Consider the following 17,516-nt stretch of genomic DNA (forward strand, 5'->3'; position numbering starts at 1 on the left):
TACAAGTCTTGCCCATACGAGAAATACCGATGTCGGAGCCGCCCATGTCCCCCATGAAGAGCCATCGCCCCTCGCGCATGATGTCCTGTCGGACAATTCTGCTCGTTTCCACCATTGTGGCGTCGCCGTTTCTTCTGGCTGGTGTTACGGCACAGGCCGCCCCTGCATCCACGCACACAAAGACCGCGACACATGGCAAGGCCCGCTCTCATGCGCCGCTCAATGGCGGCAGCGAAACGGTTCAGGTTGCCGCCCGTCGCGGCGTAACCAGCGCCGGCCAGCACAACGCCCATTCCGAAACCATCCTGTCGCGTCAGGAGTTGCAGAATCGCAACGTTCGGCAGTTGACCGATATCGTGCGCGTCGCCCCCAACCTGACCATTCAGCCGAGCTTTGGCAGCGCCGCTCTCAATTTTGCCCTGCGCGGCGTCGGGCTGATGGATTTTACCCAGAACAACACACCGTCGGTCATGCCTTATGTCGATGGTGTCGCCTATCCGGTCAGCATCATGACCACCGGCATGCTGTTCGATATGGATGATATCTCGGTCGCTCCCGGTGCCTCGGGCTTTACCCATGGTCAGTCAACCACGGGCGGCGAGATCAATTTTCACACGGGCGATCCGACACAGACATTCCACGCAGGCCTGACCGAGGATATCGCGAGCTACGGCCGCAATCGTGTCGAAGGTTTCGTCTCCGGCCCACTCTCACGCAGCGTCTCCTATCGTATTGCAGGGCAATCGCTCACGGGAGGCGGTTTCCAGCATAACGGCCAGGGCGTCGGTTATGGCAACAGCAATATCGGCGCATTGCGTGGCAAGCTGCGCTGGCAGATCGACGAGACCTCACGCCTTGATATTGGCGGCCACTGGACGACCGACCAGTCTGAATCGTCATCAGGGCATAATCTCTACAATGCCTATGGCGTGCCGGTCACGAACGACATCTATCAGACCGCCTGGGGCCTGGACCCGCGCTTTGCCAAAATTATCGGCATCAATGCCAATAACCCGAAGCCGCGTGAGGACAATCTCTTCTGGGGCGCGAATATCCGCTATACTAAAGACTTCAGCTGGGCGCGTCTGTGGACGCAAAGCGCCTATGAAATGGTCGATGAACACGAACTGACCAACCAGACCAACTCGGTTCTGTCTTACGGCAACATGTTCCGCAATAACCAGACCAATGTGTTCTCTCAGGAGATCAAGCTGGAATCACGCGACCCGAAGGCGCGCTTCCACTGGGAAACGGGGATGTATTACAGCCGCGCCCGCATGGCCCAGAGCTTCTGGTATGACAGCTCCGACCGGCCCGGCACCACGCCGCTGAACGAAACCTCGTATCGTCAGAACCAGCAGAATTTCAACCAGTATGTGCAGCTCAGCTACCGCATCCTGCCCAAGCTCACGCTGATCGGGGCCATCAATCACGAATCAGACGATCGACAGATGCTCAACCTGACGAGCACCAACGTTAATCTCAACACGGGCCTCGCCACAGCACAGACCAATTTCGGCAGCGCCGGTGCCCTGACCAACCAGTTTGGCGGGCGTGTTGGCCTGCAATATCAGGTAACCCCCAATATCATGGGCTATGCCATCTTCTCGAAAGGCTTCAAGCCCGGCGGTTTCTCAGCCAATATCACGCAAAACGCCAACCAGCTTCGCCCCTTCAAGCCTGAATCCGTGCTGACCTATGAGGGTGGTTTCAAGTCGATGCTGTTCGACCGTCGCCTGCGCTTCAACGCGGCCGGTTTCTATTATGACTATCGCGACCAGCAGCTTCTGGGCAGCATTCTGGTGCCCCCCTATGGCGTGCTCGGTGGCTATGTAAACGCCCCTCGCTCCTATATCTACGGCGCTGAATTCGACATTGAGGCGCATCCGTTTCATGGCCTGACGCTCACGCAGAATTTCGGCTACCAGAACGGTGTCTACACCCAGTTCCAGAGCCTGAACCGCAGCGCCACGACCGCCCAATTTGCCTCCACGGGTGTCTGGTCGCCCGTTTATACGAATTACAACGGCTATAATATGGGGCTGGCCAATCTCACCCTGTCCGGGGCCGCGGTCTATACCTGGCCCATGTTCCGCGATTATCGCATGACCTTCGATGTCGACTATAATTATCGCGGTGCCCAGACACAGCCCCAGCATATTGGCGATGGCGGCATCTATCGCGCCCCTGCCTATTTCCTGGTCAACTCCTTCCTGACCTTCGCCGCACCCAAGCAACACTGGTCGCTGACCGTCTATGGCCAGAACCTTGCCGACCGCCGCTACTGGCTGTCCGGCGGGACACAGGCCACCTTCTACGGCGTCATTCCCGGCCTGCCCCGTTTTGTTGGCGCAAAAATCAACGTAACCTATTGATCGCACGACACGACCGCCCTTATGGCGGGGTCTGATCCGGCCCCGCCTTTCTGACTGGAGAGCCGATTTGAGCGCCCATGACCTGAAGAAATCCGCCCGCTATCGCCCCGGCATTTTCATTCAGGTCATCATCGCCACCATAGGCGGGATTCTGATCGGGCTTTTTGCCCCTCATCTTGCCCATCAATGCCGCTGGCTGACCGATCTTTTTCTTCGCCTCATCCTCATGATCGTGGGGCCGCTTCTGTTCTGCATTGTCGTGAGCGGCATTACCGGCGCAGGGTCGCTCGGTGCGGTGGGCAAGCTGGGTAGCCGGGCCCTGATCTATTTCGAGGCCATGACCACGCTGGTTCTGCTGCTCTCGGTCGGGGCCGCGCTGCTGCTCCATCCAGGACGCGGCATGAGCTATACGCCCAGCCCCGAAGATGCGCGGGCGGTGGCGAGTTATGCCGCCAATGCGCATGCCCTGCATGGCCAGGGTGTCACGGGCTTCATTCTCAACCTTATTCCCCGTTCGCCTGTCGCCGCCTTTGCCGAAGGCAATATTCTCCAGATCCTGTTCTTTGCCGTTCTTCTGGGCTGCTGCCTGTCGCGACTGGGCGAGGCTGGCGCGCCTATCACGAAGCTGATCGAAAGTTTTTCCTCCCTGTTCTCGCGCATGATGCGCGTCATCATCGCCACGGCCCCGCTTGGCGTTTTCGGAGCGGTCTCGACCACGGTGGCGGAATACGGGCTGGATGCCATCGACCATTTGGCCCTGTTCGTCATTCTCTATTTCGGCGCCATCGCTGTTTTCATCATCGTGATTCTTGGCGGGCTGCTTCAGCTTAGCGGCGTCAACCCGCTGCGCTTTGCGCGCTATTTTCGAGAAGAGATCCTGATCGTCACGGCCACGACCAGTTCCGACTCCGTCCTGCCAAGCATCATGACCAAACTCGAGGCGATGGGCATTTCGCGTCAGGTCGTGGGACTGGTCGTGCCTGCGGGCTATTCGCTCAACCTCGATGCGCTCTCGATCTATCTCGGATTTGCCGTCGTCTTTCTTGCTGAAGTAACGCACACGCCACTCACCCTCACACAGATCCTCTCGATGCTGGCCACGGCGCTCATCACTTCGAAAGGGGCGCATGGCGTGCCGGGCATTGCCATCGTCGTACTGGCCGCCACCATGGCCGCTGCTCCCTCCATTCCGCTTTCAAGCCTTGTTCTTTTGATTGCCGTCGACTGGTTCAGCGGTATTGCACGCGCCGTCGGCAATCTGGCGGGGAATTGCGTTGCGCCTGTTGTTCTTGCAGCATGGCAGGGCGCACTCGACCGCGAACGGGCACGGAAGATGCTCGGCTCTCAATAACCGCTGAAAACGGATTTTCCATGAACGACGCTATACGCTATCCGGCCGCTCTGCTTGCCGAAGCCTGCCAGTCCAGGCTCGTTGCCGCAGATGCCTTGCCTGAAGACGCCGCCGAAACCGTGCGGGCCCTGATGCATGCGTCATGCCTCGGGACAGACAGCCACGGCGTGAGGCTGATCGGCTATTATGTCGACATGCTCAACAATGGCGGTGTGAACAAGCGCCCGCTGCGCCGCTTCGAACAGACAGCCCCGGCGACTGGGCGACTCGATGCCGATTATGGCCTTGCCCATGCCTCTTCCTATCGTGCCATGAACGAGGCCGTCGCTCTGGCCCGCCATGCCGGAATCGGTGCCGTGACCGTGCATCATTCCACCCATTACGGCGCAGGGGGCGCCTATGCGCTGGCAGCTGCCGAACAGGGTTTCGTCTCGCTCGTGCTCAGCAATTCAGACCCCGCCGTGTCTCTGGCAGGGGGGCGTGCGCCCTTTCATGGTACCAACCCCATTGCCATGGGCGCACCGGTGCGCAACCGCCAGCCATGGCTGCTCGACATGGCCACGTCATCCATCCCCTTCAACCGCGTAAAGCTGTATCGCAGCCTTGGCCTGCCCCTTCCGCCGGAAGTGGCTCTGAACGAGGAAGGCCACCCGACACTCGACGCCATGCAGGCACGGTTTCTGCAACCGCTTGGCGGCATGGCCTATGGCCATAAAGGGGCAGCGCTTGCGGGTATGGTGACGATTCTTTCTGCCATTCTGGCCGGAGCTGACCCTGACCCCGTCATGATCTCGACTGCCGAGGCGCAAAAAGGCCTGAAGCCACAAAATGTCGGTCACATCATGGTGGCCTTCGACCCGGCCCGCTTCATCGGCCAGGAGGCTTTTGAAGCGGAAATGGAGCGCTATCTCGATGTGCTTCGCAATTCTCCCCCGGCTGAAGCCGATGTGCCTGTCTGTGCACCCGGTGACAAGGAGTGGGAAGAAGCGAGCAGACGCGCGGAACTCGGTATTCCTGTCGATCCGGACACGGCGCAGTTTCTCGGCCTCTAGCCGCACCGCAACCGGCTCGCCCCCTGGCGAGCCGGACAAGGGGCAGAAAGCCATCTGCCTGACTGTGTCCGAAACGGACCTTCAAAGGACCGTAACTTCAGCACCGCCGGCCCAAAAAAGACCCGGATAGAGTTAATTCCTGTGATTCTAAACCACGCAATATTATTTTTTCTGTAAAAACGTTAATTGCTTAATTCGTTTGTATTATCTGTTTGCATAATCCTTTTTCCTTCGCACAATCTCCCGAATATAAATAATCAAAAAGAGAGAACCGGACGATGGCCCAAAAAGGTGTAATCCAGACCGACGATACCATCACCGTCACTGACGCTTACGATACTGTCTATGTGCAGGCGAGCTTTCTGCAGGCAGGTGGCACGCTCAATGTTGAAAATGCTTCTCACGTCCTGATCATCAACGATCTCGGGGCAAGCCCGGCCTATCTCACAGCTGGCCAGATCAACATTCAGGGCAATGCCTATGTCGAAAGCCAGGTCATCATGGCCAGCAACAGCGTCTCGGTGAATTTCTCGGGTGATTACAGCATTCTCCAATATGCGGCGGGTCAGTTCACCTCTGGCCTGACTGCTTACCCGACTGTTTCAGGCTTCAATGAGACATCGAAAATCATGATGTCGGATTTTCCGACTGGCACCTATCGCATCGGGCTTACCGGCGCGTCGGGCGGTAGCGCGGCAACCCGGCTGGAGTTCTATTCAAATGTCTCCCCCGGCGCATCCCTTTCGATTCCTTTTGGCACAACGATCACCTCCAATTATGCTACCGCCCCTCATGGGGAACCAAACGGCACGGCCTCTTTTGCGGTGACACAGTGCTTTCTGGCGGGCAGTCTGATCGAGACGGTTCTGGGCAGCGTCGCTGTCGAAGATCTGCGTATCGGTAGCCAGGTGCGCGTGTTCGGCGATCAGCAGGACACGTCTCGCATGGTGATCTGGACCGGCCGCAGAACCATTCTCTCTGCCGAAGAGGGCTATCCGGTACGGATCAAAAAAGACGCCTTTGCGCCGAATGAACCATCTGCCGATCTTCTGATCACGGGTGAGCATTGCCTGTGCATCGACAACGCCTTCGTGCCTGTACGCATGCTGGTGAACGGACAGTCGATTGTGCTCGATACACAGACACCGTCCTATGAGGTGTTTCATATCGAACTCGCCCGACATTCCATCATCAGGGCCAACAACCTTCTCTGCGAAAGCTATCTGGATACGGGCACTAAAGAGAATTTCACGAGCATTTCCGGATCAGACACCCTCGTGACCCTGCATATTCCGCAGGAGAAAACCTGGGGCAATGACAGCGCCCTCCCCCTGCGCACAGAGAGAGCGTTCGTTGAACCGGTTTATCGTGGTCTCTGCGACCGCGCGCAGGCTCTTGGTATAGCCGCCGAAATGCCTGTTGTCGCAGCGACAGGAGAAGCCGATATCCATCTGGTCACCGACAAGGGCGAAAAAATCTTCTCGGACCGGATCAGCGACACGCATCACATCTTCATTCTGCCGCCCGAAATATTCTTCGTCGATCTCGTCACGCGCACCGGCAAGCCTTCGGAAATGATCGGTCCGTTTGTCGATGATCGCCGCGCACTGGGCGTTCTGGTCGGCAAAGTGACGCATTTCTGCGCTACGGAAACCCACCAGTTGCGGGCGCATCTGACACAGGAGATGGCTTCTGGCTGGCATACGATTGAAAATGACCTGACACGCTGGACGGCCGGATCAGCCCGGATCGCGCTCGACGACGCCGATACCTCGGACAGCTCGACGCTCAGCATCGAGATCGTATCGACCAGTCTTTACCCGGCTGAATCGGACATGACTGCAGCAGACTGCCGCGCAGCAGCCTGACCTGTGCGCCCTGCCGGTAATGTTACCGGCAGGGCAAGCCTGCCCGCGGCTCAGAACCGCAATCCGGTCGGACAATGCTGCGAAAAAGAGGAAATGACCTCCGCTCGCAGCATCTATCAACGCAAACCGGCCTGACGCCGCCATTTCACGCCCGGAAGGGCACAGCGCAATACTCCGCCTTCAGGCCGAAGCGCGCTTTCCAGACCAATAATCGACACCGGTGCAGGACCCGATCTGAAAACAGGGGCTGTCATTCCCCGTGCCCCCCTGCTCATGCGCTTTTTGCCAAGGTTTACCCGCCTCCTGTAAAGCAGGGGCAGCAATCATGGCATCTCTATCGTATCGCATCGTCATAGTAACGCCTCCCGGATCTGATGAGAGAAATTCTCCTATCACCGAGAGGGTACCGTCATTATTTGTATATGAGATATTTTTATACAGCATATTCAATTTATAAATTGTTCTATCCCAAAAAATATATTGAACTTGATCAAATTCCATATCCGACAACCTAGTTACATAATGTTTCTTTTTTGTTTGTTGATCAAAGCACTTGCATATGATCGGATATTACGAAATCGTATCGTGTTGATAGCGTCCTGAAAGTCGAAGAAATGCCAAGAAAGCGGACCGTTTCCAGAAAAACCCTCGCCTTTGCACTCGTTTCATCAACCGCCCTGTTTCAGGGGTTCGGACTTCCGGCTTTCGGCGCAGACACGATTTCAACCTCCACAAAATCGCATAAACACCGCAATCATGCCGTAGCACCCGGTGCCGCACAAAAGCCGACGGCAGCGCAAGCAGCCCCTGCCACCTCGCTCCGGAAAAAGAAGGCGGCGCTGGCTGCAGCCGATGGTGGAAACGAAGCCATCATCGTGACCGGCACGCGCTCGTCCAACCGACGCGTTCGGGACAGCTCGTCTCCCATCACGCTTTACACACAGGCCCAGATGGAGCGCACTGGCGAGCTCAACCTCGCCAGTGTTCTGTCACGTCTCGATCCGTCCATCAGCGTCTCTGCACTGGGCAATGATACGGCGGCCCTGACCTCATCCGTTCGTATGCGCGGACTATCGGCCAATGAGGTTCTGGTGCTGGTTGACGGCAAGCGACGCAATATCACCGGCAACATGGCGGGTGGGACTACACCGGTCGATCTCAACATGATCCCGGCAGGGGCCATCGACCATATGGAAGTGCTGCGCGATGGCGCCGCTGCCATGTATGGGTCTGATGCCATCGCCGGTGTGGTGAACATCATCACCAAGAAAAGCGATCACGGCATCCATACCTATGCCCAGACAGGCGCCAACGCCTATAATGGCGACGGGTGGCAATATCTGATTGGCGCCGATGGCGGCCATAAATGGGGTCAGGACGGCTTCGTTCATATTTCGGGCCAGATTTACCACACCGATCATTTCGTGGCCGATAACAAGAGCACGCGTGATCATCGCTGGACTGCCAGTTCGACCTGGCCTGCCAATTCAAACAAGATCGAAAGTACGCCCGAAGAAACGCGTGAGAACCTCTCGATCGAATGGGGCAAGGATATTGTCGAGGGCCTGCGCACCTACGGGCTGGTCACCTATGCCCATCGTCACGCCGAAGCCTATGAGAATTATCGCCTCCCCGGGGCCTCGGCGCCGACCACGATCTATCCCTATGGTTTCTCACCACTGGAAACGATCGACGAAAACAACTTCCAGGCCAATCTTGGCCTGAAAGGCGATGATCTTTTCGGCTTCAGCTGGGATCTGAGCACGCTTTACGGGCAGGATGACGACGATATCGGCGTCAAGAACACCTATAATTCCAGCTATGCCAATGTGTATGGCTATTCCCCGACGACCACGCGCGCGGCGACCTACAGCATGGCCCAGTGGACGAGCAATTTCGACATGCGCCGCAATTTCAATGTCGGTATGGCCACCCCCATGACGTTTGCGATGGGCGCCGAACATCGTCTGGAAATGTACCATGTGGGCGCAGGCAATGACGCCTCCTATCTCTATGGCGGCACATCCGGCTATGCAGGCATCTCACCCGTCAGCGCGGGCGAATGGCAGCGTAATGTCTGGGCAGGTTATCTCGATGGCGATTTCCACCCGCTGAAGCACTGGGATCTCGATTTTGCAGGTCGCTTCGAACACTATACCGATGCCGGCAACACCGAGACCGGCAAAATCACCACGCGCTATGATTTCACACGTCGCATCGCCATCCGCGGCACGATCAGCACCGGTTTCCGTGCGCCGACACTGGCCGAGGAGCATTACAGCTCGCTCAGCGTTTCTCCGACAGGCGCTTCCGGCCTGCTCGGAGCCAACAGCACTGCGGCGCGCTCCATCGGGGCCTCATCACTCAAGCCCGAGCGGTCAACCAGTGCTGAAGGCGGCATCGTGCTGGAGCCGATCGACCGGTTCCACATCTCTGCCGATGTCTATCAGATCAACATCCGTGACCGTATCCTGGCCGCCTCAAGCATCGCAGGCACATCGGCTCTCGAAGCCATTCAGGCGGCCGGTGTCGATATCGCAACAGGCGGTAGCGTCTCCCTGAGCAATATCAAGGCCTATTACTACGCCAATGCAGCCAGCACCCGCACACAGGGTCTGGATATCCAGAGCGATTACCGCTTCCTGCTGCATCGCTACGGCTCGCTTGATCTCTCCCTGCTGCTCAACCTGAACCGCACGGTGGTGAGCCATCTCAACACCAATATCTTCGGTAATCCTTTTGCCAACGCCCAGACGCAGGCTTCGGCCCAGGGTGTGCCGCGCTCGAAGATCATCCTCAATGCGCATTGGGATTACGGCAAATGGGGGGTCAATATCCGCGAGACGCGCTTTGGCTCCTACAAGACCCTGCTTACCTATGAAGATCTCGCACCGTCTTCCATCCGCTATTCCACCACCACCTTCCTGCCCTTCGAAAACACGCCTGTCTGGACCACCGATCTCGAAGTGGCCTATCGCGTCAACAAGCACTGGCGTCTGGCGATCGGCTCGAACAACATCTTCAACCAGCGTCCCCGCATGGTGCCTGCTGTCGTGAATTATCTTGGGCCGAAGATCTACGATTCAGCCTCTCCGCTTTCCATGACCGGCGCCTATTATTTCGGTCGTGTCGATGCGAATTTCTAAGCCGCTTTGTCGGGCGGCGACAAAGCCCCTTCTCAAGGCCAGTGCTGCAACAGGGCTGGCCACCCTCCTTGTCGCGGCGGCGCCGCCCCCGGCCCAGACAGGGCCAGAGCAGGGGCCAAAACCCGCACATATCTTCGCGCCCATCGATTATCCGACCGCGATCAACCGCTATCGCTCCGCTGATGGAACGCCCGGCCCCGATTACTGGCACAACCGGGCCGATTACCGGATTGATGTCGCGCTTGATGCCCCTGCCCATCGCCTGACCGGGCAGGAGACCATCACCTACCGCAATAACAGCCCCAGCACCCTGAACGTGCTTTGGCTGCAGCTTGAACAGAATATCTATCGTGAGACCTCACGAGGCGCAGCCGCCATGCCAGCGCGCTTCAAGGCGCACGGCCACACCGAGGGAATGCAGATCGACCGTGTCGCGCTGCTTGACGCGCATGGAAAGGAAATTGCTGTCACGCCGCTGATTTCCGACACGCGGATGCAGATCGCCCTCCCCACTCCGCTTGCGCCTGCCAGCACCGTGAAATTCACCGTATCATGGCATTATGAAGTCCCCGGAACATGGGGTGGTCGTACGGCAGTCACCCCGTCGCGGAATGGGGATATTTTCGAAATTGCCCAGTTTTATCCGCGCATGGCCGTCTTTGACGATCTGCGTGGCTGGGACACGGCTCCCTATCTGGGTGGCGAATTCTATCTCGATTACGGCGATATCGATTATCGCGTCACGGTGCCATCGAATTTCCTCGTTGTCGGATCGGGAGCGCTCCTCAACGAGAAAGACGTTTTGACGGCGCAGGAGCGCCAGCATCTGGCGCAGGCACGCATGAGCGAAAAACGCGTCCTGATACGCAATCAGGCCGATATCGAAACTGCCTCCCATCTATCGGCGAAAGGCACCCGTAGCTGGCATTTTTTCATGCCCAATACGCGCGATGTGGCCTTTGTTGCCTCTGCTGCCCTGCTCTGGGATGCGGCGAAACTTGATCTGCCGCCTGTTGCCCCGGCCCCGGGGCTGAAACCCACACCACGACTGGCGATGTCGGTTTACCCCGTGGAGGGCATCGGCCCACAGGCCTGGGACCGATCGACAGAATATGTGAAGCACAGCATCGAGTATTTCTCGTCGAGCTGGTACCCCTATCCCTGGGCCACAGCGATCAATGTCGGCGGTCATGGCGCCGGAATGGAATATCCCGGCATCGTTTTTGACGGCATGCAGGACCGTGATGCCAAGCTCTTCTGGATCACCACCCATGAGCTGGGCCATGGGTGGTTCCCCATGATTGTCGGCAGCAATGAGCGCCGCCATGGCTTCATGGATGAAGGGTTCAACACCTTCATCGACTCCCTCGCCTCCCGACATTTCAACAAGGGAGAATTCGCCCCCAAGCAGGATGGCGAATATGCCCCCGACACGGGCAAGCCAGCAGATGACATCGTCAAAATCTTGAAAGACCCGGTCTATGACCCGCTCATGACCTCATCCACCATTCCGGGTCACGGCAATCGTCATGCCATGGCCTATTTCAAGGCTGCCTACGGTCTAGAATTGCTGCGCAGCCAGATCCTGGGGCCGGAACGCTTCGACCGCGCCTTTCGCCATTACATCGCCGTATGGGCCTACAAGCACCCGACCCCCTCGGATTTCTTCCGTCTGATGGAGAGCGATGCCGGTGAAGACCTCTCCTGGTTCTGGCGCGGCTGGTATTTTGAGAATCGCAGCCCCGATTATGCGCTCGATGCCATCGATTATACCGATAAGGACCCGAAAAGGGGCGTCTCGCTGACGATCAGCAACAAGGGGTGGCTGCCTTTGCCGGTCACACTTGCCGTCACCCGTGAGGATGGCAGCGTCGAACGCCTTATTATTCCGACAGAAGTCTGGAGCGGCGGCAATACCCATGTCGTGACGCTCAAAGGCGGCAGCCCCGTGCGGCGCGCCAGCCTCGACCCGGATCATGCCATTCCCGATATCGATCGCAGCAATGATGCGCTCAGCCCGGCGCCACCCCCCTCTTCACCCGCTTCTTCTCACTGATTTCAGGACCGTCTTATGTTTTTCCCTGCCTCAACGCCGGGCCGCTGGCGTCAGCTTCTGTCTGCCTCCGCCCTGTCCTGTGTCGTCACGCTCTCGGCCTTCGGCTCTGCCCAGGCAGCCCCGGGTGGCGACGCGCTCAATTTTGGTGGCGCCGCGACCAGCCGCCCCCCTATTCCCTCGACGCTGGGCGCGCATGGCATGGTGGTCTCGGCGCAGCATCTGGCGTCTGATGTCGGGGCAAAGATCCTGCATGACGGCGGGAATGCAGTCGATGCCGCTGTTGCCGTGGGCTATGCGCTGGCTGTGGTCTATCCGGCTGCAGGCAATATCGGTGGCGGTGGGTTCATGACCCTGCACACACCGGATGGCAAAGCCTTTTTCATCGATTTTCGCGAACATGCCCCGCTTGCCGCCACCGAGACGATGTATCAGGACAAGGACGGCAAGATCATCAAGGGGCTCTCGACCATCGGATGGAAATCCGTGGGCGTGCCCGGCACGGTGGCCGGGCTTGATCTCGCGCTGAAACGCTGGGGCCATCTGACACGGGCTCAGGTCATGGCACCCGCCATCGCTCTGGCCGGTGAAGGCTACACGCTCGAAGAGAACGATGTTCACCTGCTGAACACTTCAACCAAGGCCTTCATCAACGATCCCTACGCCTCGAAGATCTTTCTGCGCGCCGATCGCCAGCCCTTCACAATTGGCGAACGCTTCAAGCAGACCGACCTCGCCCGCTCGCTTCAGGCCATTGCCGACAAGGGGCCGGACGTTTTTTATCGTGGCTGGATTGCTGAAGAAACGGTGCGGGTCAGCAAGGCGAATGGTGGCCTGCTGACCATGGCCGATTTCGCCGCCTACAAGCCACGAATCATGGCGCCCATACGATGCAGCTATCGTGGCTATCAGATCGATACCGCCCCCCCGCCGAGTGGCGGCGGTGTGGCCTTGTGCGAAATGCTCAATATCCTGTCAGGCTACGACCTCAAATCCGAAGGGATCTACAGCGCGCGCTCGACGCATCAGGAAATCGAGGCGATGCGCCACACCTATTCGGACCGGCGCGATCTGGGCGACCCGGCTTTCGTCAAAAACCCTGTGGCTCATCTGATCGACCCGGCTTATGCCGCGAAAATCCGCGCCGCCATTCCAGCCGAAGATGCGGTGCCTTCTGCCAGCCTTGTGGCTGGCGACCCACAACCCGAAAAGCGCGAAACCACGCAATATTCGATCATGGATCACTCGGGTTATGCCGTCTCGGTCACCTATACGCTCAATGGCTGGTTCGGGGCGAAGGTCATGGCAGGCAGCGCCGGATATTTCCTGAATGACGAAATGGATGATTTCTCGTCCAAACCCGGTGAGCCGAACATGTTCGGCATTGTCGGCAGCAAGGCCAATGCGATTGCCCCCGGCAAGACGCCGCTCTCTTCCATGTCGCCCACCATTCTCTCCAGAAATGGCAAGGCCATCATGGCCATTGGCAGCCCGGGCGGCTCACGCATTCCCACCATTACCCTCGCGGCGATTCTGGGTGTGGTCGATTACGGCATGACCATTCAGGAAGCGGTCGACATGCCCCGCATTCACGAACAATGGCAGCCAGAAGCCGTCGAGATCGAACCCGGCGCCCTGTCGGAACCCGTCATCGCCACCCTGCGCGCTCATGGCTATACGATTGAGACGCATCAGCCATGGGGCTCAGCCGAGGGCGTTCTTGCAGGCGGTGCCAAACTCGGCGCGCATCCCGACGGGCAGTTCTACGGCGGTTATGATCGTCGTCATGCAGGCGGTGGCGCGACAGGAGAATAAACGGGACGCCCCTTCCCCTACCCAATTCAGGGTTTCCAAAGGGCGACCACCCTTTGGCGGGGGATGGGGCAGAGCCCCATGCCTGTCAGCGCGAGAGGCCGCGCCCTTTATCCCACAGGCGCAATCCGCGCAGCGCCAGATCGGCAATACCGGGCAGCAGACGAGGCTGCATGAGACCGGGGTCGAACGCCGTCATGCGGCGGGCGTTTTCGCGGTAGCAATCTTCGACAAAGCCGCGAAACGAAAAGCCGTCGAGAAAAAGATTAGTCTGGGTCACGGCAAAATCACGCCCGTCATTGGGCTCCTGCCCACGACGCACCATGCCCAGAAGGCGGCTGAGCGCACGCAGATAGAAATGCAGCGATTTGAATGACCGCCTCGCGCGGCCAAGCCCGCGACGCTTTTCACGCCAGGCCATGTAATTGATGAAGAAGACGATATGACGTGTCTCTTCGAACATCAGGATGTCGAAGATCTCGAACATCTTCTCGGGTAGGAACTGCGACTGACGCGCGCTCTTGAAGGCACCAAAGCCCAGAAAGGCGTCGAGACATTCGCCAAAGCCGAAATCGATGAAGGCTTTCTCCAGATCGGCCGGGAATTTCTCGATCGGCTGCTTCTGGGCATCAAGACCGTAACGCTCGATCATGACGCGGATCAGATCGGCATGACGCGCCTCTTCATAGCCCTGAAGCCTGACAGCCTCCTTGACTTCAGGGTCGATGATCTGGGGTGTGAAGGCATCGACAATGGCTCCGGCCCGGCGCTCGGTGTGATACACCTCCTGCCAGAACGGGACCGCACGGAGCCGGGACAATTCTTCTTCTGTCAGTTCGGGCCATGGCAGAGTTTCGGGGTCGAAAACCTGATGGGTGTCGATGAACTGCTGACAGAAATAATGCTTATGGGCTTCTGATCCCGGCTCGATCACACTCATGCAGGGGCGTGCTGCGCTTTATGCCCAAAGCGCGAACGCACGGCATCGGACGCCTTGCCCCACAGACGATAGGCAGCCAGCCCGGTCTTGACGAGTGTCGGCGTTGTGGTGGGACGCAGCAGACGGTGGTCGTACCCGGAGAAGCGACGGTCGTTTTCGTCGAGGCAGAGCTGCATCAGCTCGGGCACCTTGATGTCGATATCTGTCATGTCCTTGGCGCCGGTCACGGTGAAATTATTGTCCTGCGTGTGCTCGTTGCCCTCGGAATCGATCGAGCGGGCCAGATCCATGCGCTCATACGCAAGGAAAGCCCACACGCCGAGAACGCGCGCTTCGAAAACCGGGCGCTTCCACCAGGGCATGGTGGCGCGATGCCAGGCCAGCCAGTTGGCGAAGAGCAGGATATGACGGCATTCTTCCTGCATGACCGGCTCGAAGGTCTCGATAAGCTCCATCGGGAAGAGACCGGCGCGCTCGGCCAGAGCAAACAGGCCAAAAGCGAAGAAGCTGTCGACACATTCCGAAAACCCGGTGACCAGATAGGCCCATTCCGTGTCTTTCGGCTCGATATAGGGCGGCTCGGGCGCCATCGGGATGTTGTAGGCCTCGACCAGCTTGGAGAGCACCTCCTTGTGGCGGTTCTCCTCCCAGGCATTGCGACGCAGGGCGTCCTTCATGTCGGGGTCGTCTATCATGTCGGCATAGGCCGCCATGCGCAGACGGGCCTTGCCTTCGGTCTGCACCGCAATGTCCCAGATAGGCAGGGAGGTAATGCGATGCAGGGTCTCGGGGTCGAGCTTTGGCCATTCGATGACCGAAGGCTTGTAGGGGTTGAAGGTCTCCCTGAACATGTCGGCCACGGCACGCTTGTGTTCTTCGGTGCCCGGCTTGAGCGGGCCGGGAATGGCGCTGCTCCAGTGACGGGCTTCGAAATCGGCCTTGGCCAGGGTCTTGTCTGACGGCGCATCGGGAAGATGGCTGTAGAGATCTGCAAGACGAGACATGAGAGAGATTTCCTCTTCTTATTCCTTGATATCACTCATTTTCGAGATGACGCGCGAGACGAGCCCATAGGCAATGGCCTCTTCTGCGGACATCCAGTGATTGCGGTCGGTATCCTTGGCGATCTTCTCGTAGGACTGACCGGTCTCACGGGCGAAAAGACGATTGAGGCGCTCGCGCATCTTGATGATTTCGCGCGCTTCGATGTCGATATCGGTTGCGGGACCACGCACACCGCCCATCGGCTGATGGAGCAGGAAGCGCGTGTTGGGCAGGCACAGGCGGCGCTCGGGTCGGCCAGCAGCGAAGATAAGCGCGCCAGCAGACGCCACCCAGCCCGTGCCGATCATGTTCACGGGGGCAACGGAATCGACAAAGCGGATCATGTCATGAATGGTATCGCCACTCTCGACATGACCACCCGGTGAATTGACGTAGATATCGATCGGCTTGTCGGAAGCGCCAGCCAGGGCCAGCAGGCGGCCGGTGACGTCGCGGGCGACCTTGTCGTTGATGCCGCCGAAAATCAGCACCTTGCGCTGTTCGAAGAGTTTGCCTTCGATCTCGGCACCGGGCGGCTTCTCGGCCGCTTCCTTCTGCTCGGGCGCGTCGGGGGACTGCGGATCGGGCTCTTCATCGTCGAGACGCGGGGTGAGACGGGAAAGATCCTGGGGTGTCATACCACGCATGCTGGGGTTCCTATGTCGGTGGAGCCTGTTCATCCCTTATATGTTGCGCTCGATAGGCGCCCCTCACAAGAGCCCCCCCGATTTTTGCACCAAATCAAGCATCTCGCCAGAGAAGGCGGGAAGGGTTAGGGTGGCGCCAGCGCGGGAAAACCGGACAAGAAACGCAAGGGTCGATCAGAAGACATGCAGAAAACAGGCTGGCTGCGAACAGGCTTTGCCATGACGGGCATCATGACACTGGCCGCCTGTGGGCACAGAGACGCCGTCGATACGGTCGGCAACTGGTACAACCAGTATCAGGGTGGCGAGATTGCCAAGCAACGCCCGCCTGCGCCCGGAGCCCATGGTGACTATCCGCGTGTCGGCCTGACACCCAGAACGTCTGTCGATCTGCCCAGCGCGCAGGCCCGTCAGGCCCTGACTGCCCGCATGACGCTCCAGCGCAATCTGAGCCAGCATGTCGTCGTTGCCGACGGCCCGCTGACGATTGCCGCCCCGCCGCCGCCGCCGAAACCGCGCCCGGCCACGGATGAAAACGGCTCATCGATGAGCGTTACGGCCCCCGGTCAGACGCCACCCGCAACACCGACAACAACGGCCGCCGATACCTCGGCCAAACCCGCCGGTACGGACAAGCCCGCCCAGCCTGCTGCGGCCTCCAAAACCCCCGAGGCAAAGCCTGCCAAAGCTAGGACAGCAGATGAGGCGAAGCCTGCCCCAGAGGCAGCTCTGCCAGAGGTCACCCGCTTCGCGCCGCCGCCCATCAAACCGGGAGAGCTTCCCCAGATCGGCGATCTGCCCCCTGTTGCGCCCAGTTTTCCGGGTTTTGCCATCCCTCGCGATGCAGCACTGCCCGATATCGCCCCGCCCGCCTATGATCTGACAGAGCCTCATGGCACGCTGATCCGCTTCAACCAGGCATCGGACCAGATGGCGAGCGGACAGGATGGCGTGATCGGCAAGGCGTTGGGCGCGCGCGGCCCGCACGACATGATTTTCATCAAGGGCTTTGGTGAGATCACCTCCTTCCAGCCTGCCGAGCAGGTGCTCGGGATCAAGCTGGGCCTGCTGCGCGCGCGTGCTCTGGCACAGACCCTGATCCTGCGTGGTGTACCGGCGTCGGATATCCGCATCAGCGCTGGCGCGCTGGGACGCGGCGCGAGAATTGACCGCTCTCCTTACTGAGGAAGGTTCCTCCGGTTCTGGAATCGGGTTAGTGAAGATTGTC

General features: G+C 59.0%; 12 protein-coding genes. 8 read left to right on the forward strand and 4 right to left on the reverse strand.

Annotation, left to right across the window (positions count from 1 at the left end):
• Positions 1 to 44: 44 nt before the first annotated feature.
• The 4 genes from AAID99_RS11125 to AAID99_RS11140 all read left to right on the forward strand — a co-directional run bounded on the left by AAID99_RS11125 (position 45) and on the right by AAID99_RS11140 (position 6,646).
• Complete coding sequence (locus tag AAID99_RS11125; RefSeq protein ID WP_229719538.1) at positions 45 to 2,375, forward strand: TonB-dependent receptor; 2,331 nt, start codon at positions 45 to 47, stop codon at positions 2,373 to 2,375.
• Positions 2,376 to 2,442: 67 nt separating this feature from the next.
• Positions 2,443 to 3,726, forward strand: a complete 1,284-nt coding sequence (locus AAID99_RS11130) for a cation:dicarboxylate symporter family transporter (RefSeq protein ID WP_188425478.1) — start codon at positions 2,443 to 2,445, stop codon at positions 3,724 to 3,726.
• A gap of 20 nt (positions 3,727 to 3,746) precedes the next feature.
• The gene (locus AAID99_RS11135) at positions 3,747 to 4,778 is read left to right on the forward strand and encodes an Ldh family oxidoreductase (protein ID WP_188425477.1); all 1,032 of its coding nucleotides are present in this window, start codon (positions 3,747 to 3,749) and stop codon (positions 4,776 to 4,778) included.
• A gap of 278 nt (positions 4,779 to 5,056) precedes the next feature.
• Entirely contained in the window at positions 5,057 to 6,646 is a 1,590-nt protein-coding gene (locus AAID99_RS11140) for a Hint domain-containing protein (RefSeq protein ID WP_498493877.1), read from the forward strand.
• A gap of 180 nt (positions 6,647 to 6,826) precedes the next feature.
• Here the strand turns inward: AAID99_RS11140 and AAID99_RS11145 are convergent, their stop codons facing one another.
• Positions 6,827 to 7,147, reverse strand: a complete 321-nt coding sequence (locus AAID99_RS11145; RefSeq protein ID WP_498493878.1) for a hypothetical protein — start codon at positions 7,145 to 7,147, stop codon at positions 6,827 to 6,829.
• Positions 7,148 to 7,260: 113 nt separating this feature from the next.
• Between AAID99_RS11145 and AAID99_RS11150 the strand changes: the two genes are divergently transcribed.
• From AAID99_RS11150 to ggt, 3 genes are read left to right on the forward strand one after another with little or no spacing between them, the layout of a single operon-like run.
• Entirely contained in the window at positions 7,261 to 9,792 is a 2,532-nt protein-coding gene (locus tag AAID99_RS11150) for a TonB-dependent receptor plug domain-containing protein (RefSeq protein WP_498493880.1), read from the forward strand.
• Complete coding sequence (locus AAID99_RS11155; RefSeq protein WP_498493882.1) at positions 9,779 to 11,848, forward strand: M1 family metallopeptidase; 2,070 nt, start codon at positions 9,779 to 9,781, stop codon at positions 11,846 to 11,848. The genes AAID99_RS11150 and AAID99_RS11155 overlap by 14 nt, the downstream gene beginning before the upstream one ends.
• A 15-nt stretch (positions 11,849 to 11,863) precedes the next feature.
• Entirely contained in the window at positions 11,864 to 13,660 is a 1,797-nt protein-coding gene (gene ggt, locus AAID99_RS11160) for a gamma-glutamyltransferase (protein WP_498493884.1), read from the forward strand.
• 85 nt (positions 13,661 to 13,745) lie between these two features.
• On the opposite strand, the gene AAID99_RS11165 is transcribed toward ggt, so the two are convergent.
• From AAID99_RS11165 to AAID99_RS11175, 3 genes are read right to left on the reverse strand one after another with little or no spacing between them, the layout of a single operon-like run.
• Entirely contained in the window at positions 13,746 to 14,597 is an 852-nt protein-coding gene (locus AAID99_RS11165; protein ID WP_188425471.1) for a hypothetical protein, read from the reverse strand.
• Entirely contained in the window at positions 14,594 to 15,601 is a 1,008-nt protein-coding gene (locus AAID99_RS11170) for a ferritin family protein (RefSeq protein ID WP_188425470.1), read from the reverse strand. The genes AAID99_RS11165 and AAID99_RS11170 overlap by 4 nt, the downstream gene beginning before the upstream one ends.
• A gap of 18 nt (positions 15,602 to 15,619) precedes the next feature.
• Positions 15,620 to 16,288 carry an ATP-dependent Clp protease proteolytic subunit gene (locus AAID99_RS11175; RefSeq protein WP_188425469.1) on the reverse strand — a complete coding sequence of 223 codons (669 nt, stop codon included), beginning with the start codon at positions 16,286 to 16,288 and terminating at the stop codon, positions 15,620 to 15,622.
• A 183-nt stretch (positions 16,289 to 16,471) separates the two neighbouring features.
• Between AAID99_RS11175 and AAID99_RS11180 the strand changes: the two genes are divergently transcribed.
• The gene (locus tag AAID99_RS11180) at positions 16,472 to 17,473 is read left to right on the forward strand and encodes a hypothetical protein (protein WP_498493885.1); all 1,002 of its coding nucleotides are present in this window, start codon (positions 16,472 to 16,474) and stop codon (positions 17,471 to 17,473) included.
• Positions 17,474 to 17,516 lie beyond the last annotated feature (43 nt).

The organism is Asaia sp. Ae19-3 (assembly GCF_059801175.1).